Origin of the sequence: Streptomyces sp. NPDC053367 (assembly GCF_044545925.1) — a bacterium.
Taxonomy (GTDB): domain Bacteria; phylum Actinomycetota; class Actinomycetes; order Streptomycetales; family Streptomycetaceae; genus Streptomyces.
The window spans coordinates 254,668-267,802 of record NZ_JBITYN010000005.1 but is presented as its reverse complement, the minus strand read 5'-3'; the positions used below and the strand labels follow the sequence as shown (position 1 = coordinate 267,802).

The 13,135-nt window shown below is 73.3% G+C and carries 8 protein-coding genes; 5 read left to right on the top strand and 3 right to left on the bottom strand.

The features are described 5' to 3' along the window. The first annotated feature begins 187 nt into the window (after window positions 1-187). The 5 genes from ACIGXJ_RS16585 to moeZ all read left to right on the top strand — a co-directional run bounded on the left by ACIGXJ_RS16585 (window position 188) and on the right by moeZ (window position 6,722). The gene (locus ACIGXJ_RS16585) at window positions 188-1,936 is read left to right on the top strand and encodes a DUF3492 domain-containing protein (RefSeq protein ID WP_399645320.1); all 1,749 of its coding nucleotides are present in this window, start codon (window positions 188-190) and stop codon (window positions 1,934-1,936) included. Between the two features lie 299 nt (window positions 1,937-2,235). Next, complete coding sequence (locus ACIGXJ_RS16580) at window positions 2,236-3,441, top strand: hypothetical protein (RefSeq protein WP_399645978.1); 1,206 nt, start codon at window positions 2,236-2,238, stop codon at window positions 3,439-3,441. Window positions 3,442-3,783: 342 nt separating this feature from the next. Beyond that, the gene (locus tag ACIGXJ_RS16575; RefSeq protein ID WP_399645318.1) at window positions 3,784-4,743 is read left to right on the top strand and encodes an NAD-dependent epimerase/dehydratase family protein; all 960 of its coding nucleotides are present in this window, start codon (window positions 3,784-3,786) and stop codon (window positions 4,741-4,743) included. Further along, window positions 4,731-5,480: a spherulation-specific family 4 protein gene (locus ACIGXJ_RS16570; protein ID WP_399645315.1), complete on the top strand. Its 750-nt coding sequence runs from the start codon at window positions 4,731-4,733 to the stop codon at window positions 5,478-5,480. The genes ACIGXJ_RS16575 and ACIGXJ_RS16570 overlap by 13 nt, the downstream gene beginning before the upstream one ends. 63 nt (window positions 5,481-5,543) lie before the next feature. After that, window positions 5,544-6,722 (top strand): adenylyltransferase/sulfurtransferase MoeZ, encoded by a 1,179-nt coding sequence (gene moeZ, locus ACIGXJ_RS16565; protein WP_399645313.1) that lies wholly within the window; start codon window positions 5,544-5,546, stop codon window positions 6,720-6,722. 107 nt (window positions 6,723-6,829) lie between these two features. Here the strand turns inward: moeZ and ACIGXJ_RS16560 are convergent, their stop codons facing one another. The 3 genes from ACIGXJ_RS16560 to ACIGXJ_RS16550 form a co-directional block, all read right to left on the bottom strand. Further along, a complete protein-coding gene (locus ACIGXJ_RS16560; RefSeq protein WP_399645311.1) occupies window positions 6,830-8,371 on the bottom strand; it encodes an alpha/beta hydrolase in 1,542 nt (513 codons plus the stop codon). 162 nt (window positions 8,372-8,533) lie between these two features. Then, window positions 8,534-10,084, bottom strand: a complete 1,551-nt coding sequence (locus ACIGXJ_RS16555; protein ID WP_399645309.1) for an alpha/beta hydrolase — start codon at window positions 10,082-10,084, stop codon at window positions 8,534-8,536. Between the two features lie 184 nt (window positions 10,085-10,268). Continuing rightward, a complete protein-coding gene (locus ACIGXJ_RS16550; protein WP_399645307.1) occupies window positions 10,269-13,079 on the bottom strand; it encodes a YbhN family protein in 2,811 nt (936 codons plus the stop codon). Window positions 13,080-13,135 lie beyond the last annotated feature (56 nt).

Genomic DNA, 13,135 nt, shown 5'->3' with positions numbered 1-13,135 from the left:
GTGCCCCCCCCCCCCCGCCCCCCCCCCCCCCCCCCCCCCCCCCCCCCCCCCCCCCCCCCGCGGGGCGGGGGGCCGCCCCCCCCCCCCCCCCCCCCCCCCCCCCCACCGCCTTGTCCGCTTACGTTCGTCCCGCTGCGAGCCGCCGGTTCAACGGCGGCTCCTGATACGGGAGAACGGGGGTGCACGCATGCGCATCGGACTGCTTACGGAGGGTGGCTATCCGTATGTGAGCGGTGACGCCAGGCTGTGGTGCGACCGTCTCGTGCGCGGACTCGGGCAGCACGAGTTCCACGTGTACGCGCTCAGCCGCGACCGGCGTCAGGAGAGCGAGGGCCGCACCCCGCTCCCGCCGCAGGTCAGCCGGGTGCGCACGGCGGCGCTGTGGGCCGCCGAGGAGGACGGCGTGAGCCTCGGCCGCCGGGCCCGTCGGCGCTTCACCGAGTGCTACGGCGAGCTGGCCGCCGCCCTGTGCGAGGCGGTCTCCGCGAGTGCCTCGCCCGTCTCCGCGGGTACCTCGCCCTCTTCTTCGGCCCTTGAGGCGGACCGTTTCGCCAGTGCGCTGTACGGGCTCGCCGAACTCGCCCGCGACGAGGGCGGCCTGGTGGCGGCACTGCGTTCCGAGACCGCCGTGCGCGCCCTGGAACGCGCCTGTCGTGCGCCCGGCGCCCCGCGTGCCGCCCACGAGGCCCGCGTCCCCGACCTGCTCGCCGTCGCAGCGCACCTGGAACGCGCCCTGCGTCCCCTGTCGTTGGACTGGTACGAGGACGACGGGCTCGGCGCGGTCGACCTGTGCCACGCCGCGTCCGGCGGCACCGCGGCCCTGCCCGGGCTGCTCGCCCACCACCTCTGCGGGGTGCCCCTGCTCGTCACCGAGTACGGCGTCCGGCTGCGCAGCCACTACCTCGCCTCCGGCACGGACGAGGCGCCCGTCGTACGGGCCCTGCTCGCCGCCTTCCACGGCCGGCTCGCCACCGAGACCTACCGGCGGGCCGCGTGCATCACCCACGGCAACACCCACGCCCGCCGCTGGCAGGAACGGTGCGGCGCCGACCGGGCCAAGCTGCGCACCGTCTATCCCGGCATGGACGCCGACCGGTTCGCCGAGGTCGGCGAGGCCCCCGAGAGCGCGGACCCCCACACCCTGGTCTGGGTCGGCCGCGTCGACCCCACCAAGGACCTCGTCTCCCTGCTGCACGCGTTCGCGGAGATCCGCAAGGAGGAGCCGAAGGCGCGGCTGCGGGTGATCGACACGGGCGCGGGGGGTGCTGGGGGCGGTGGGGGTGCCGAGGGTGCCGCCTACCTGGAGCACTGCCGGGTACTCGCCGCCCAGCTCTTTCCCGACGAGGCCGAGGGGCTGCACTCCGTCGGCGACAACCCCGTCTCGTTCGAGGAACTCGGCGGCCCGGAGGCCCCCGACCTCGCCGAGGCGTACGCGTCCGGCGCGGTGGTCGTTCTGTCCAGCGTCGTCGAGGGCTTCCCGCTCGGTCTCGTCCAGGCGATGTTCTGCGGCCGGGCGACCGTGTCGACCGACGTCGGCGCGGTGGTGGAGGTCATCGGCGGCACGGGCCTCGTGGTGCCGCCGCGCAATCCACGGGCGCTCGCCGAGGCGTGCGTGGCGTTGCTGCGCGACGCCGAGCGCCGTGCGCGCCTCGGTGCCGCCGCGCGTGCCCGCGCACTGGAGCTGTTCACCGTCGAGCAGAACATCACGGCGTTTCACGGCATCTACCTGGAGATCGTCGCCCAGTGCCCCGTCCGTCGCGTCGTCCTGGACGACACCGGTGAGCCGCTGCCCTTCGGCGTTCCCGCCGAGGCCCACGTCCCCGGCCGCTGGCCGGCCCCCGCCGCGGGACCGGTGCCCGGCTGGGCCGCGGGCCCCCCGGTACGAGCGACCGCGCCGACGGCCGTACAGGGTGCGGTGACGGAGGGGGTGCGATGAGCGGGACGGAGAGTCGGCCGGGCGCGCCGCTGCCGGGCGGGGCGGGGAGTCGGCCGGGTACGCCGCTGCCTGATGGGGCGGGGAGTCGGCCGGGTACGCCGCTGCCGGGCGGGGCGGGGAGTCGGCCGGATACGCCGCTGTCTGACGGGACGGGGAGTCGGCTGAGTACGCCGCCGCCGGGCACGGAGGGTCGGTTGGGGACGCCGAGCGGTGCGGGGGCGTGGGACGAGCGGTCGGAGAAGTGGCTGGAGGAGGGGCGGGCCGGCGCAGGGGCCGGGGCGGCCGCTCGGGCCGGCGAGATGGCCGTAGGGGGCGGCGCTCCTTCCGCGGGTGCCGGCGGGCGGGGCACCGAGGCTGCTTCCGGCGGAGCCGGTCCTCGGACCACCCCTCGGCGGGGGGCCGCCGACCCGGTGAAGGCCCTGATGCACCACCACCGGGACCTGTGCGAGCGGGCCGTGGACCCGCTGGAGATCGCGGCCGGACTGGAGGCGCACGGCGTCACCGACCGGACCGCCGCGCGCTTCCGGCACCGGGACGTGTTCTCGCTGGCCGAGGAGATGTTCGCGAGGGTGCCGCGCGACACGGACTCGCAGGTACGCCCCGCCGAGGGGCCCGTGTCCCGGGGGCAGTCGCCCGCGGCGCGGGGTGAGGCGGGCTGGGCCCTGTGGGCCCTGCTGCCCGGGGTGTTCTGTGCGGCGGCGGTGGCCGGGCTGCGACTGACCGACGGGCAGCCCCGTCTGCTGGTGGCCGCCGCCGGTGTGCTCGCCGTGGCGCTGGGGCTGCGCCTGGCCCTCGCGCGCGGCCCGCTGAGCCGGCACGGCGCCCCGTCGGCCGCCCGCCACTCGACCGGCGTCTGGACCGGCTGGCTCGTCGGATACGCCGCCCTCGGCGACGGACTGCTCCGGGCCGCGGCCACCGGAGGCCCCGACACCCTGCCGACCGGCGCCCCCGACGGCCCCTGGCCGCTGGCCACGGCACCCCTTCTCGCCCTGGCCCTGGCCTGCGCCCCGGCGGCCTGGACCGCTCGCCTCCTCACCGGCGGGGCCCGGCGCAGGCTCACCTCCAGCCGGGGCCTGGAGGACTTCGCCTCCGCCGTACGGCCGCTGCTGCTCGGCTCGTTCGCCCTGCACCTGGGGGCGCTGGCCGCGCTGCTCGCGCTGTGCGCCGCGGCGCTGGACGAGCCCGCCGCGTACGCCCAGACCCTCGCCCTCGGCGCGCTCCTGCTGCTCGCCCGGCTGCTGACCGCACACGGCTTCACCCACGCGCCCGCGGTCGTCCTCACGGCGTGCGCGGCGGGCGAGGTCACCGTCCTGGCGGGCGTCTTTGCCGGCCGCCTTCCCGGCTGCGGCTTCCTGTCCGTCGCCGCCGAGGAACTCCTCGACGCCTGGGGCGCCGGAAGCGTACCCGCCCTGATCTGCGCGACCGGCGCCCTCACCCTGCTGATCCACGCCGGCCGCACCTTGACCCGCGCCTCGGCCCACGCGCACCCGACGCCGTCGCCGTGACCGGACGTGACGCCTGTACCGCCCCCAGCGGCGGACAGCGCCGCCCGCCGGGCGACCCGCCGCGTAGCCGAAGGCACCGCACTGGCACCACCCCTCAGCTCGCACCACCCCTCAGCTCGCACCACCCCTCAGCTCGCACCACCCCTTTGAAGGAGAACACCAGATGACCACCTCCCGACCCGGAGCACCCGGCGCCACGGGCGCGACCGGAGCCGCTGCACGTGCCGGGGCCACCGGAGCCGCCGCACCGGCCGACGCCGCCGCGGGTGTCACGATCGGCGCTGCCCCCGCGGGTACCGAGGCGCCCCGAACCGCCGCAGCGCTCACCCCTGGGGGCACGCGATGAGGGTCCTGCTGATCGGAGCCAACGGCTACCTCGGCCGCTTCGTCGCCGACCGCCTGCTCGCCGACCCGGCCGTCCAGCTGACCGCGCTCGGCCGCGGCGACGACGCCGACGTCCGTTTCGACCTCGCCTCCGGCAGCCCGGGAGCGCTCACCCGCTTCCTGGACGCCGTGCACCCGGGCGTCGTCATCAACTGCGCGGGCGCCACTCGCGGCGGAGCCCGCGAGCTCACCCGGCACAACACCGTCGCCGTCGCCACCGTCTGCGAGGCCCTGCGCCGCAGCGGCTGCGGCGCGCGCCTCGTCCAGATCGGCTGCGCCGCCGAGTACGGCCCCAGCCAGCCCGGCTCCTCCACCGCGGAGGACGCCGTCCCCCGCCCCGGCGGCCCCTACGGCGTCAGCAAGCTCGCCGCCACCGAACTGGTCCTCGGCTCCGGCCTCGACGCGGTCGTGCTGCGCGTCTTCTCCCCGGCCGGCCCCGGTACGCCGGCCGGATCGCCGCTCGGCCGGCTCGCCGAGGCGATGCGCCGGGCCATGCAGTCCGGCGACGGTGAGCTCAAGCTCGGCGGCCTGGGCGTCCAGCGCGACTTCGTCGACGTCCGTGACGTGGCCCGTGCCGTGCACGCCGCCTCGCTGTCCGCCGCGCAGGGCGTCATCAACATCGGCTCGGGCCGTGCCGTCCGGCTGCGCGACGCGGCGGCCGTCCTCGCCCGGGTCGCCGGATACGGCGGCGCCCTGCACGAACTGGACAACCCGCCCGGCGCCCTGCGCACCTCCATCGGGCACCCGCGCGGCGACACCGACCACCCGGGACCAGTCGCCTACCCGTACCCCGACGGCTGCGGCAGCTGGCAGCAGGCCGATGTGCGCACCGCCCGCGACCGGCTCGGCTGGCGGCCCCGGATCAACCTCGAGGAGTCCCTCGCCGACATCTGGATGGAGGCGGCATGCCGTATCTGACCAGGAAGAAGGCCGGCAGCGCGAGCACCGACGTCCGCACCGGCCTCGGCGTCCCCGGCTATGCGCACCCGCTGGTGGCACCGGCCGAGTGGGCCGAACTCACCCGCCCCGGCACCCCCGTGCACTGGGCCGTCCTCGATGTCGCCGACGGGCCCGGCGTACGCCCCGACCCGCACTGCCTCCAGGCCGCGAGCCGTCTGCGCACCGCGGGTGTCCGGATCCTCGGCCGGCTCGACACCACCTACGGCGCGCGCCCGTTCGGCGATGTGATCTCCGACGCACACCGGTATCTGGACTGGTACCGGGTCGACGGCTTCCTCCTCGACCGCAGCCCCACCGAACGCGGAGCCCTCCCGGAGGTCCGCCGCACGGTCACCACCCTGCGCGCCCTGGCCGACAGCCCGCACATCGTCCTCGGTCACGGCACCCACCCGTATCCCGGGTACGCCGAGAGCGCCGACCAGCTCGTGACGTTCTCCGGGCCCTGGAGCGACTACCGCTGGTCCCAGGCGGCCGAGTGGACCGCCGCGTATCCGCCCGAGCGCTTCTGCCACTTCGTCCACGGCGTTCCCCGCGGCCATCTCGACGAGGCGCTGCGCATCGCCCGCTGGCAGGGCGCAGCCACGATCTGGTTCACCGACCGCACCGATCGAGGCGGCCAGGTGGCCCCCTGGGAGGCCCTGCCCGGCTACTGGGACGAAATCGTCTCGCGTATCGGAACAGGTGTCTCGGAATGAAAAAGGCCATGGCACTGTTACGGGGAGAACAACCGTACTTATTGACCGACCAACGGAGTCCCCGTGTCGCTGCCACCCCTGGTCGAGCCCGCCTCCGAGCTCACCGTAGACGAGGTCCGCAGGTACTCCCGCCACCTGATCATCCCCGACGTGGGGATGGACGGGCAGAAGCGGCTGAAGAACGCGAAGGTGCTCTGTGTGGGCGCCGGCGGCCTGGGCTCGCCGGCGCTGATGTACCTGGCCGCCGCGGGCGTGGGCACCCTCGGCATCGTGGAGTTCGACGAGGTCGACGAGTCCAACCTGCAGCGTCAGATCATCCACAGCCAGGCCGACATCGGCCGCTCCAAGGCGGAGTCCGCGCGTGACACCGTCAAGGGCATCAACCCGTACGTGGACGTGATCCTTCACGAGGAGCGGCTCGAGGCCGACAACGTGATGGACATCTTCAGCCAGTACGACCTGATCGTCGACGGCACGGACAACTTCGCCACCCGCTACCTGGTCAACGACGCGTGCGTGCTGCTGAACAAGCCGTACGTGTGGGGCTCGATCTACCGCTTCGACGGCCAGGCGTCCGTCTTCTGGTCCGAGCACGGCCCCTGCTACCGCTGCCTCTACCCGGAGCCCCCGCCCCCCGGCATGGTCCCCTCCTGCGCCGAGGGCGGCGTCCTGGGTGTGCTGTGCGCGTCCATCGGCTCCATCCAGGTCAACGAGGCCATCAAGCTCCTCGCGGGCATCGGCGAGCCGCTGGTCGGCCGACTGATGATCTACGACGCCCTGGAGATGCAGTACCGCCAGGTCAAGGTCCGCAAGGACCCCGACTGCGCGGTGTGCGGCGAGAACCCGACCGTCACGGAGCTCATCGACTACGAGGCCTTCTGCGGCGTCGTGTCCGAGGAGGCCCAGGCGGCGGCCGCCGACTCCACGATCACTCCCAAGCAGCTCAAGGAGTGGATCGACGACGGCGAGAACATCGAGATCATCGATGTCCGCGAGCCGAACGAGTACGAGATCGTCTCCATCCCGGGCGCCAAGCTGATCCCCAAGAACGAGTTCCTCATGGGCACCGCCCTGGAGACCCTCCCGCAGGACAAGAAGATCGTCTTGCACTGCAAGACGGGTGTCCGCAGTGCGGAAGTCCTCGCCGTCCTGAAGTCGGCCGGTTTCTCCGACGCCGTCCACGTCGGCGGCGGCGTCATCGGCTGGGTCAACCAGATCGAGCCGGCCAAGCCGGTCTACTGAGCCCGGCCCCGGCCCGCGGTTACGGCGGCCCACCGAGCTGAGGCAGCCCGTCCCGCTCTCCCGGCGGGGGTCCCGCGCACCACAGGTGCCCGGGGCCCCCGCCGGTGTCATGAGCAGACCTTGCCGTCCTTCGGGACCGAGCCGTCCAGCAGGTAGTCGTCCACCGTCGAGTCCACACAGTCGCTGCCACTGCCGTAGGCGCCATGCCCCTCGCCCTTCCAGGTGAGCAGCACACCGACGCCCTTGCCCAGCTCGTCGGCCATCCGACGGGCACCCTCGTACGGGGTCGCCGGATCGCCCGTGTTGCCGACGACGAGGACCGGCGGGGCGCCGGGAGCACTGACCTCCGGGGTGTCGAACTGGCCCGGCACCGGCCAGTCGTGGCACCAGCCGGTCGTGTCCCAGCCGAGGAAGGGGCCGAAGACCGGGGAGATCCGCTCGAACTCCGGCAGGGCCCGCTTGGTCTCCGCGAGGGTCGGCCGCCGCCGTTCGTCCAGGCACGATATGACCCGCTGGGCATGGGTCGACGTGCCGTAGTGACCCGAGGGGTCCCGCTCGTTGTAGTCGTCGGCCAGGGCCAGCAGCTCCGAGCCGTCGCCCTCGCGCGCCGACTCCAGCGCGCTGGTCAGGCTCGGCCAGCTGCTCTCGCTGTACAGCGGCAGCACGATGCCGGTGATCGCCAGGCTCTGGGTCAGCTTCCGTCCGGGCGCCGCCGGCAGCGGCTCGGCGTCGATCCGCCGCAGCAGGTCCGCGATCCTGGCCGTGCCCTGCTCGGGGTCCTCGCCGGTGGACTTCAGGTAGGCGTCGAGCGCCCGCTGGAAGCCCCTGGCCTGGTTCTCGGCGTGCCCCATGGCGTCGGCGGTCGGGTCGACGACCGCGTCCAGCACCATGCGGCCGACCCGGCCGGGGAACAGGTGGGCGTAGACGCCCCCGAGCTCGGTGCCGTAGGAGAAGCCGAGGTAGTGCAGCTTGTCGTCGCCGAGCACCTGGCGCATCAGGTCCATGTCCCGTGCGGTGTCGGTGGTCGACACATGCGCCATCAGCTCCCCGGTGGCCCGCGCGCAGTCCTTGCCGAAGTCGGCCGCGTCCGCCAGATAGGCACGCTCCTCCTCCGGTGTGTCCGGGGTGACGTCCACGGCCTCGGCGGCCTGGATCTCCTTGTCGTCGCGACAGCGCACGCCCTCGCTCGCACCCACCCCCCGCGGGTCGAAGCTCACCAGGTCGTAGCGCTCGCGCAGTGAGGCGAACGTCGAGGCGTACGACGGGATCGTCGACACACCCGAGCCGCCGGGCCCGCCGAAGTTGAACAGCAGCGAGCCGATCCGGTCGTCACCGCTCGCCTCGGCGCGGATCAGCGCGAGCTGGATCGTCTCGCCCTCGGGCTTCGCCCAGTCCAGCGGCACCTTCAGCGTCGCGCAGCTCCAGTCGTCCCCCGGCGCGGGGGAGTCGGCGGTCTCCTCGCACCTGCCCCAGTCCGGCCTCTGCGCCGTGAGGGCGGACGGCAGCTCGGAGCCGGAGGGCGGAGCCAGGCCGGTCCGCGTCGCGTCCGGGTTCTTGCCGTCCCCGTAGTCCGACGAGCCGCCCGTGCAGCCCGTGACCAGCAGTGCGCCGGCGGCGCCCGCGGCCGCCCACCGTAGGAACCGGTACATGTCGCATCCCCCTCCTGGCCGTCCGCGCTTCGGCAGGCGAACGGCGGTCAGGCCATGGTAGGACGACCGCAAGAACTCGGCGCAGACCTGTGGATAACCTTCTGACCTGCGGCTTTTCGGGCGGCTGAGAAGTGGAGTGCTGCCCGGGGCCGGCCCGTCGGGTCATGAGCAGACCGTGCCGGCCGCCGGCACCCTCCCCTGAAGCAGATAGCCGTCCACCGCGGCATGGACGCACTTGCTCTTGCTGTCGTAGGCCCCGTGCCCCTGTCCCTTGTACGTCATCTCCACCCCGACGCCCTCGCCCAGCGCCCGCGCCATCCGGCGCGCGCCCTCGTACGGGGTCGCCGGGTCACCCGTGTTGCCCACGACCAGGATCGGCGCCGACCCTGGCGCGCTCACGTCGGGGTGGTCCGCGGCGCCCGGCACCGCCCAGTCGGTGCAGCTGACCATGCCCCAGGCCAGGGAGTCGCCGAACAGCCGCGAGGCGGACCGGAACTCCGGCAGCTTGCGCTGGACGTCGTCGGCGTCGTAGCGGGCCTTGTCGTCGGCGCAGTTGATGGAGATGTTCGCCGCGGTGATGTTGCTGTACTCGCCGTTGCTGTTGCGCCCGTTCATCGAGTCCGACAGCAGCATCAGCAGCTGGCCGTCCCCGTCGTAGGCCTGCTCCAGCCCCTCGGTGAGGATCTGCCAGAGGTCCTGGGAGTACAGGGCCTGGATGATGCCGGTGGTGGCAGCGGACTGGGTCAGCTCGCGGGGGAAGGCGCCGGGGATCGGCTTGGCGTCGAGGTCCTTCAACAGCTTGGCGATACGGTCCTGCACGTCCTGGACGCTCTCGCCGGCCGGGCAGTCCTCCGCCTTGGACACACAGTCCTCGGCGAAGTTCTCCAACGCCAGCTGGAAGCCCTTGGCCTGGCCCAGCAGGCCCTCCTCGTAGTCCTCGGTGGGGTCGACCACCGCGTCGAAGACGGCCCGGCCCACCTTCTTCGGGAACAGGTGCGCGTAGACGCCGCCGAGCTCGGTGCCGTAGGAGATGCCGAAGTAGTACAGCTTGTCGTCGCCGAGCACCTGGCGCATCAGGTCCAGGTCGCGTGCGGCGTCCGTGGTGCGCACATGGGGCAGGATCCGCCGGGAGTGCTTCTCGCAGGCGTCGTTGAAGTCCTTGGTGCCCTCCACCAGCGCCCCGCGCTCGGTGGCGTCGTCCGGGGTGGCGTCCTGCTGGAACCACGCGTCGAGCTGCCGGTCGTTCAGACACGTCACGGGCGAACTGCGGCCGACCCCGCGCGGGTCGAAGCTGACCAGGTCGTAGCGGGTGCGGAGTTTCGCGTAGTCGGGGCCGAAGGCGGGCAGCGTGTAGACGCCGGAGCCACCGGGGCCGCCGAAGTTGAAGATCAGCGAGCCGATCCGGTCGCTCTCGTCGCCGCTCGACTCCGCCCGGATCAGCGCCAGCTCGATCGTGTCGCCCTTGGGGTCGTCCCAGTCGAGGGGCGCCTTCATGGTGGCGCACTGCCACTCGTCGCCGCCGGGCAGCGGAGAGGGCGCACCACCGCCGCCCTCGGCCGGGGAGGGGCTGGGGCAGTCCTCCCAGTCCAGCTCCTGTGCCGTCAGATCCCCGTCGTCGCCGTCGTCGTCGGTGCATCCGGCCAGCACGGAGGAGAGCAGCAGAACGGAGGTGGCCAGGGCAGCGACGCGCAGGCGGGAGGAGGGCTTCGGCATGATCCCATCGTGCGTCCGGGCGGGGTGACCCGCGCGGGGCACGGGCCGTACGAGGGACGCCGGCGATGGGACGCGGGCGAAGGAGCGGCGATCCAAGCGCGCGTGAGGCTTACGGCAGCCCGCGGTCCCCCCACCGCGCCGCCCCCAGCCCCGCGTCAGCCGCCCCTGTCGCCTGCCTCTGCCCCTACAGCGCGCCCTTGCGCGTGAGGTGGTTGAACGCCAGCCAGCCCGGCAGCACCGGCAGCCACAGGGTGAGCAGCCGGAACAGCAGGACGGCCGGGGCTGCGACCTCCTTGGGCAGGCCGACGGCGATCAGGCCGACCGTCAGGGTCGCCTCGACCGCGCCCACGCCGCCCGGCGTCGGGGCGGCGGAGCCGAGCGCGTTGCCCGCGAGGAAGACGACGGCGACGCTGGCGAGGCTGATGGAGGTCGACTCGTCGCCGAAGGCGCGGATGGAGGCGTCCAGGCACATCACGAAGCAGGCGGTGAGGAACAGCATGCCGCCGATGCCGGTGACCAGCTTCTGCGGCCGCTGCAGCACGTCCAGCATGCGCGGCACCACGCCGGCGAAGAGCGAGCGCACGCGCGTGACGACGAATTTCCGCAGGAACGGCACCGAGGTGACCACCAGCACCAGCACCGCCACCGTCAGCAGGCCGGCGATGACGGTCCGGGACGGCGACAGCGACGGCGTCTTCTCGGTGCCGGTCAGATAGCCGAAGGACAGCAGCATCAGGATGTGGCAGCCGAGCCCGAACAACTGCGACGCGCCGACGCTGGCGACCGCGAGCCCGGGGCGCACGCCCGCACGCTGCAGGAACCGCGTGTTCAGGGCCACACCGCCGACCGCGGCCGGTGCGACGATCTTCACGAACGACCCCGCGACCTGCGCGGCGACGGTCCTCGGGAAGGGCACCCGCTCGGGCACGAACCCCAGCAGGCTCATCGCGGCGGCGACATAGCTGAGCGCCGAGAACAGCACGGCCGCGACGACCCAGCCCCACTCGGCCTCGGCGAACAGCGTGCCGAACTCGATGTGGGTGAGCTGGGACAGCAGGAAGTAGGCGCCGAAGGCCCCGGCGATGAAACTGATCAGCGTGCGCGGCCGCACCCGCTCCAGGCGGGCCGGTTCGACGGGCGCCTGCGGCCGGATGCGCAGCACCTCGTGCCGGATCTGCGTCAGCAGATCGTCCTCGCGCGCCTCGTCCAGCGCCTCGTCGATGGCCCGCTTCTCGGCCCGCGCCTCCGCGCGCACGGCTTTCTTGTCCGCCTTGTCGAGCTGTACGGTCCGGCCGCCCTTGTCGAGCCGTACGGGCTCGGTGTCGCCCTCGGCGGTCTCCAGGCGGGCCTGCTTGGCCTGCCGGGACGCCTCCAGCACGGCCTCGCGTTCGCGTTCGGCCCGCTCGCGGTTCAGCCGGCGCAGCGTCGCGCGCGTGGAGCGGGTCAGCGCGATGGGCTGGAGCATCGGCAGGCAGTCGGCGACCGTGTCCGGCCCGAGCACCTTGACCGCGCAGGCCACGGCGCGCTCGGCGCCCACCCGCAGCGCGAGGGTGGTCATCAACTGGGCCACGTCCATGCGCAGCAGCAGATCGCCGGCCGCGATCTCACCGCCGCGCAGATCGGTGAGGATCACCTTGCCGGAACGATCCACCAGAATCGCGTCGCCCGCGAGCCTGCGGTGGGCGATACGCCGCGACTGCAGGGCCTTCACCTGGTGCCAGGTGCTGCACAGCAGTTCGTCGGTGATCTCCTCGTCCGCCAGCGAGTCCAGCGTGCGCCCGCCGGTGTGCTCGTAGACGAGCATCACGGCGTCGGGGCCGAGCTCGGAGGTGGCGATGAGCTTGGGGGCGTTGGCGCCCGCGGCGATGGCGGCGTAGGCGAGCAGCGCCTCCTGCTCCAGCGCCTGGCGCAGCGACTGCAGACTGCGGCGGGTGGCGAAGCCGCGCAGCGTGAGGTTGCGCCATACACGGTAGAAGAAGCCCTGGGCCTGCTGTTCCCGGTCGACGACGGTGACGTCGAGGGGTGGCCCGTCCTCCAGGGTGACGAAGTACCGCCGGCCGCGGTCGGTGCCGTCGGAGGCCTCCGAGACGTCCTCGCGGGCCGCGCCCACCGGGCGGAAGCCGACCGTCCGCAGGCCCGCCATGAGCGTCTGTCCGGTGGGCCGGACATTGGGTGAGCCGACGGCGTACAGCGTGCCGTAGGCCACGCTCCAGCCGATCAGCACCGTGAGGATGATCGAGAACGGTGTCGTGTAGCCGGTCACCAGCATGGAGAAGGCGTCCAGCATCAGCACGATCCACAGCACCGCGCGCCAGCGGGGTCTGCGGGACATGCCGACGGCGGTCATGTACGCGATGACCGGCGCGAGGTAGCCGTGCACCGGGTCGGTCAGGGCGTTGATGTCGCCGGGGGAGGGCTGGGTGAGCGCCTCCTGGATGGAGTCCGGGGCGGCGCGCGCGACCCAGAGGTCGGTGGCGAGGGTCACGCCGTGCGCGAGGACCGCGGCGAGCACGCCGTCCGCGATGCGCAGCCCGTCGCGTTTGATCAGCCGCTCGATCGCGAAGGCGACCGGGACGAGCAGGATCGCGATGCTGGACGCCAGCCCCGCGATCTTGATCAGCAGGTCGGGCGCCTGTCCGGTGCCCTTGTTGATGTCCTGTTCCAGGCCCGAGGTGGTGCCGTGCGCGAACGCGGCGATCGCCAGCAGTACGGCGATGGCGAGCACGCCCACCAGCAGCCGCATGAGGTCGGAGGGGCGGTGCACGCGCGCGGGGAGCAGCGGTTCGTCGCCCTCCACCTCGTCGGTGCGGACCTCGTCGCCCTTTACCCCGTCGGTGCGGACCTCGCCCTCGTCGCTCCCGCGCGGTGGGCCGTCGTCCTGCCGGCCGGTTTTCTCCTGCCCGCTGGTCTTCTCAGGCTCGCCGGCGGTGTCCGGGCGCGACGCAGCGTCAGAGATGCCCTCCGCGCCTTCGGGGTGCACACCCTGCTGCTTCATCGTCTCTTCTTGATCTCGTATCAACGGTCACCGCCCGCATGATGGTGGCATGCCGC

Bases quoted from the DNA above. Each gene is read 5' to 3' on its own strand.
- ACIGXJ_RS16550 (WP_399645307.1), bottom strand. From the start codon at position 13,079: ATGAAGCAGCAGGGTGTGCACCCCGAAGGCGCGGAGGGCATCTCTGAC.
- ACIGXJ_RS16575 (WP_399645318.1), top strand. From the start codon at position 3,784: ATGAGGGTCCTGCTGATCGGAGCCAACGGCTACCTCGGCCGCTTCGTC.
- ACIGXJ_RS16580 (WP_399645978.1), top strand. From the start codon at position 2,236: ATGGCCGTAGGGGGCGGCGCTCCTTCCGCGGGTGCCGGCGGGCGGGGC.
- ACIGXJ_RS16560 (WP_399645311.1), bottom strand. From the start codon at position 8,371: ATGTACCGGTTCCTACGGTGGGCGGCCGCGGGCGCCGCCGGCGCACTG.
- ACIGXJ_RS16570 (WP_399645315.1), top strand. From the start codon at position 4,731: ATGCCGTATCTGACCAGGAAGAAGGCCGGCAGCGCGAGCACCGACGTC.
- ACIGXJ_RS16555 (WP_399645309.1), bottom strand. From the start codon at position 10,084: ATGCCGAAGCCCTCCTCCCGCCTGCGCGTCGCTGCCCTGGCCACCTCC.
- ACIGXJ_RS16585 (WP_399645320.1), top strand. From the start codon at position 188: ATGCGCATCGGACTGCTTACGGAGGGTGGCTATCCGTATGTGAGCGGT.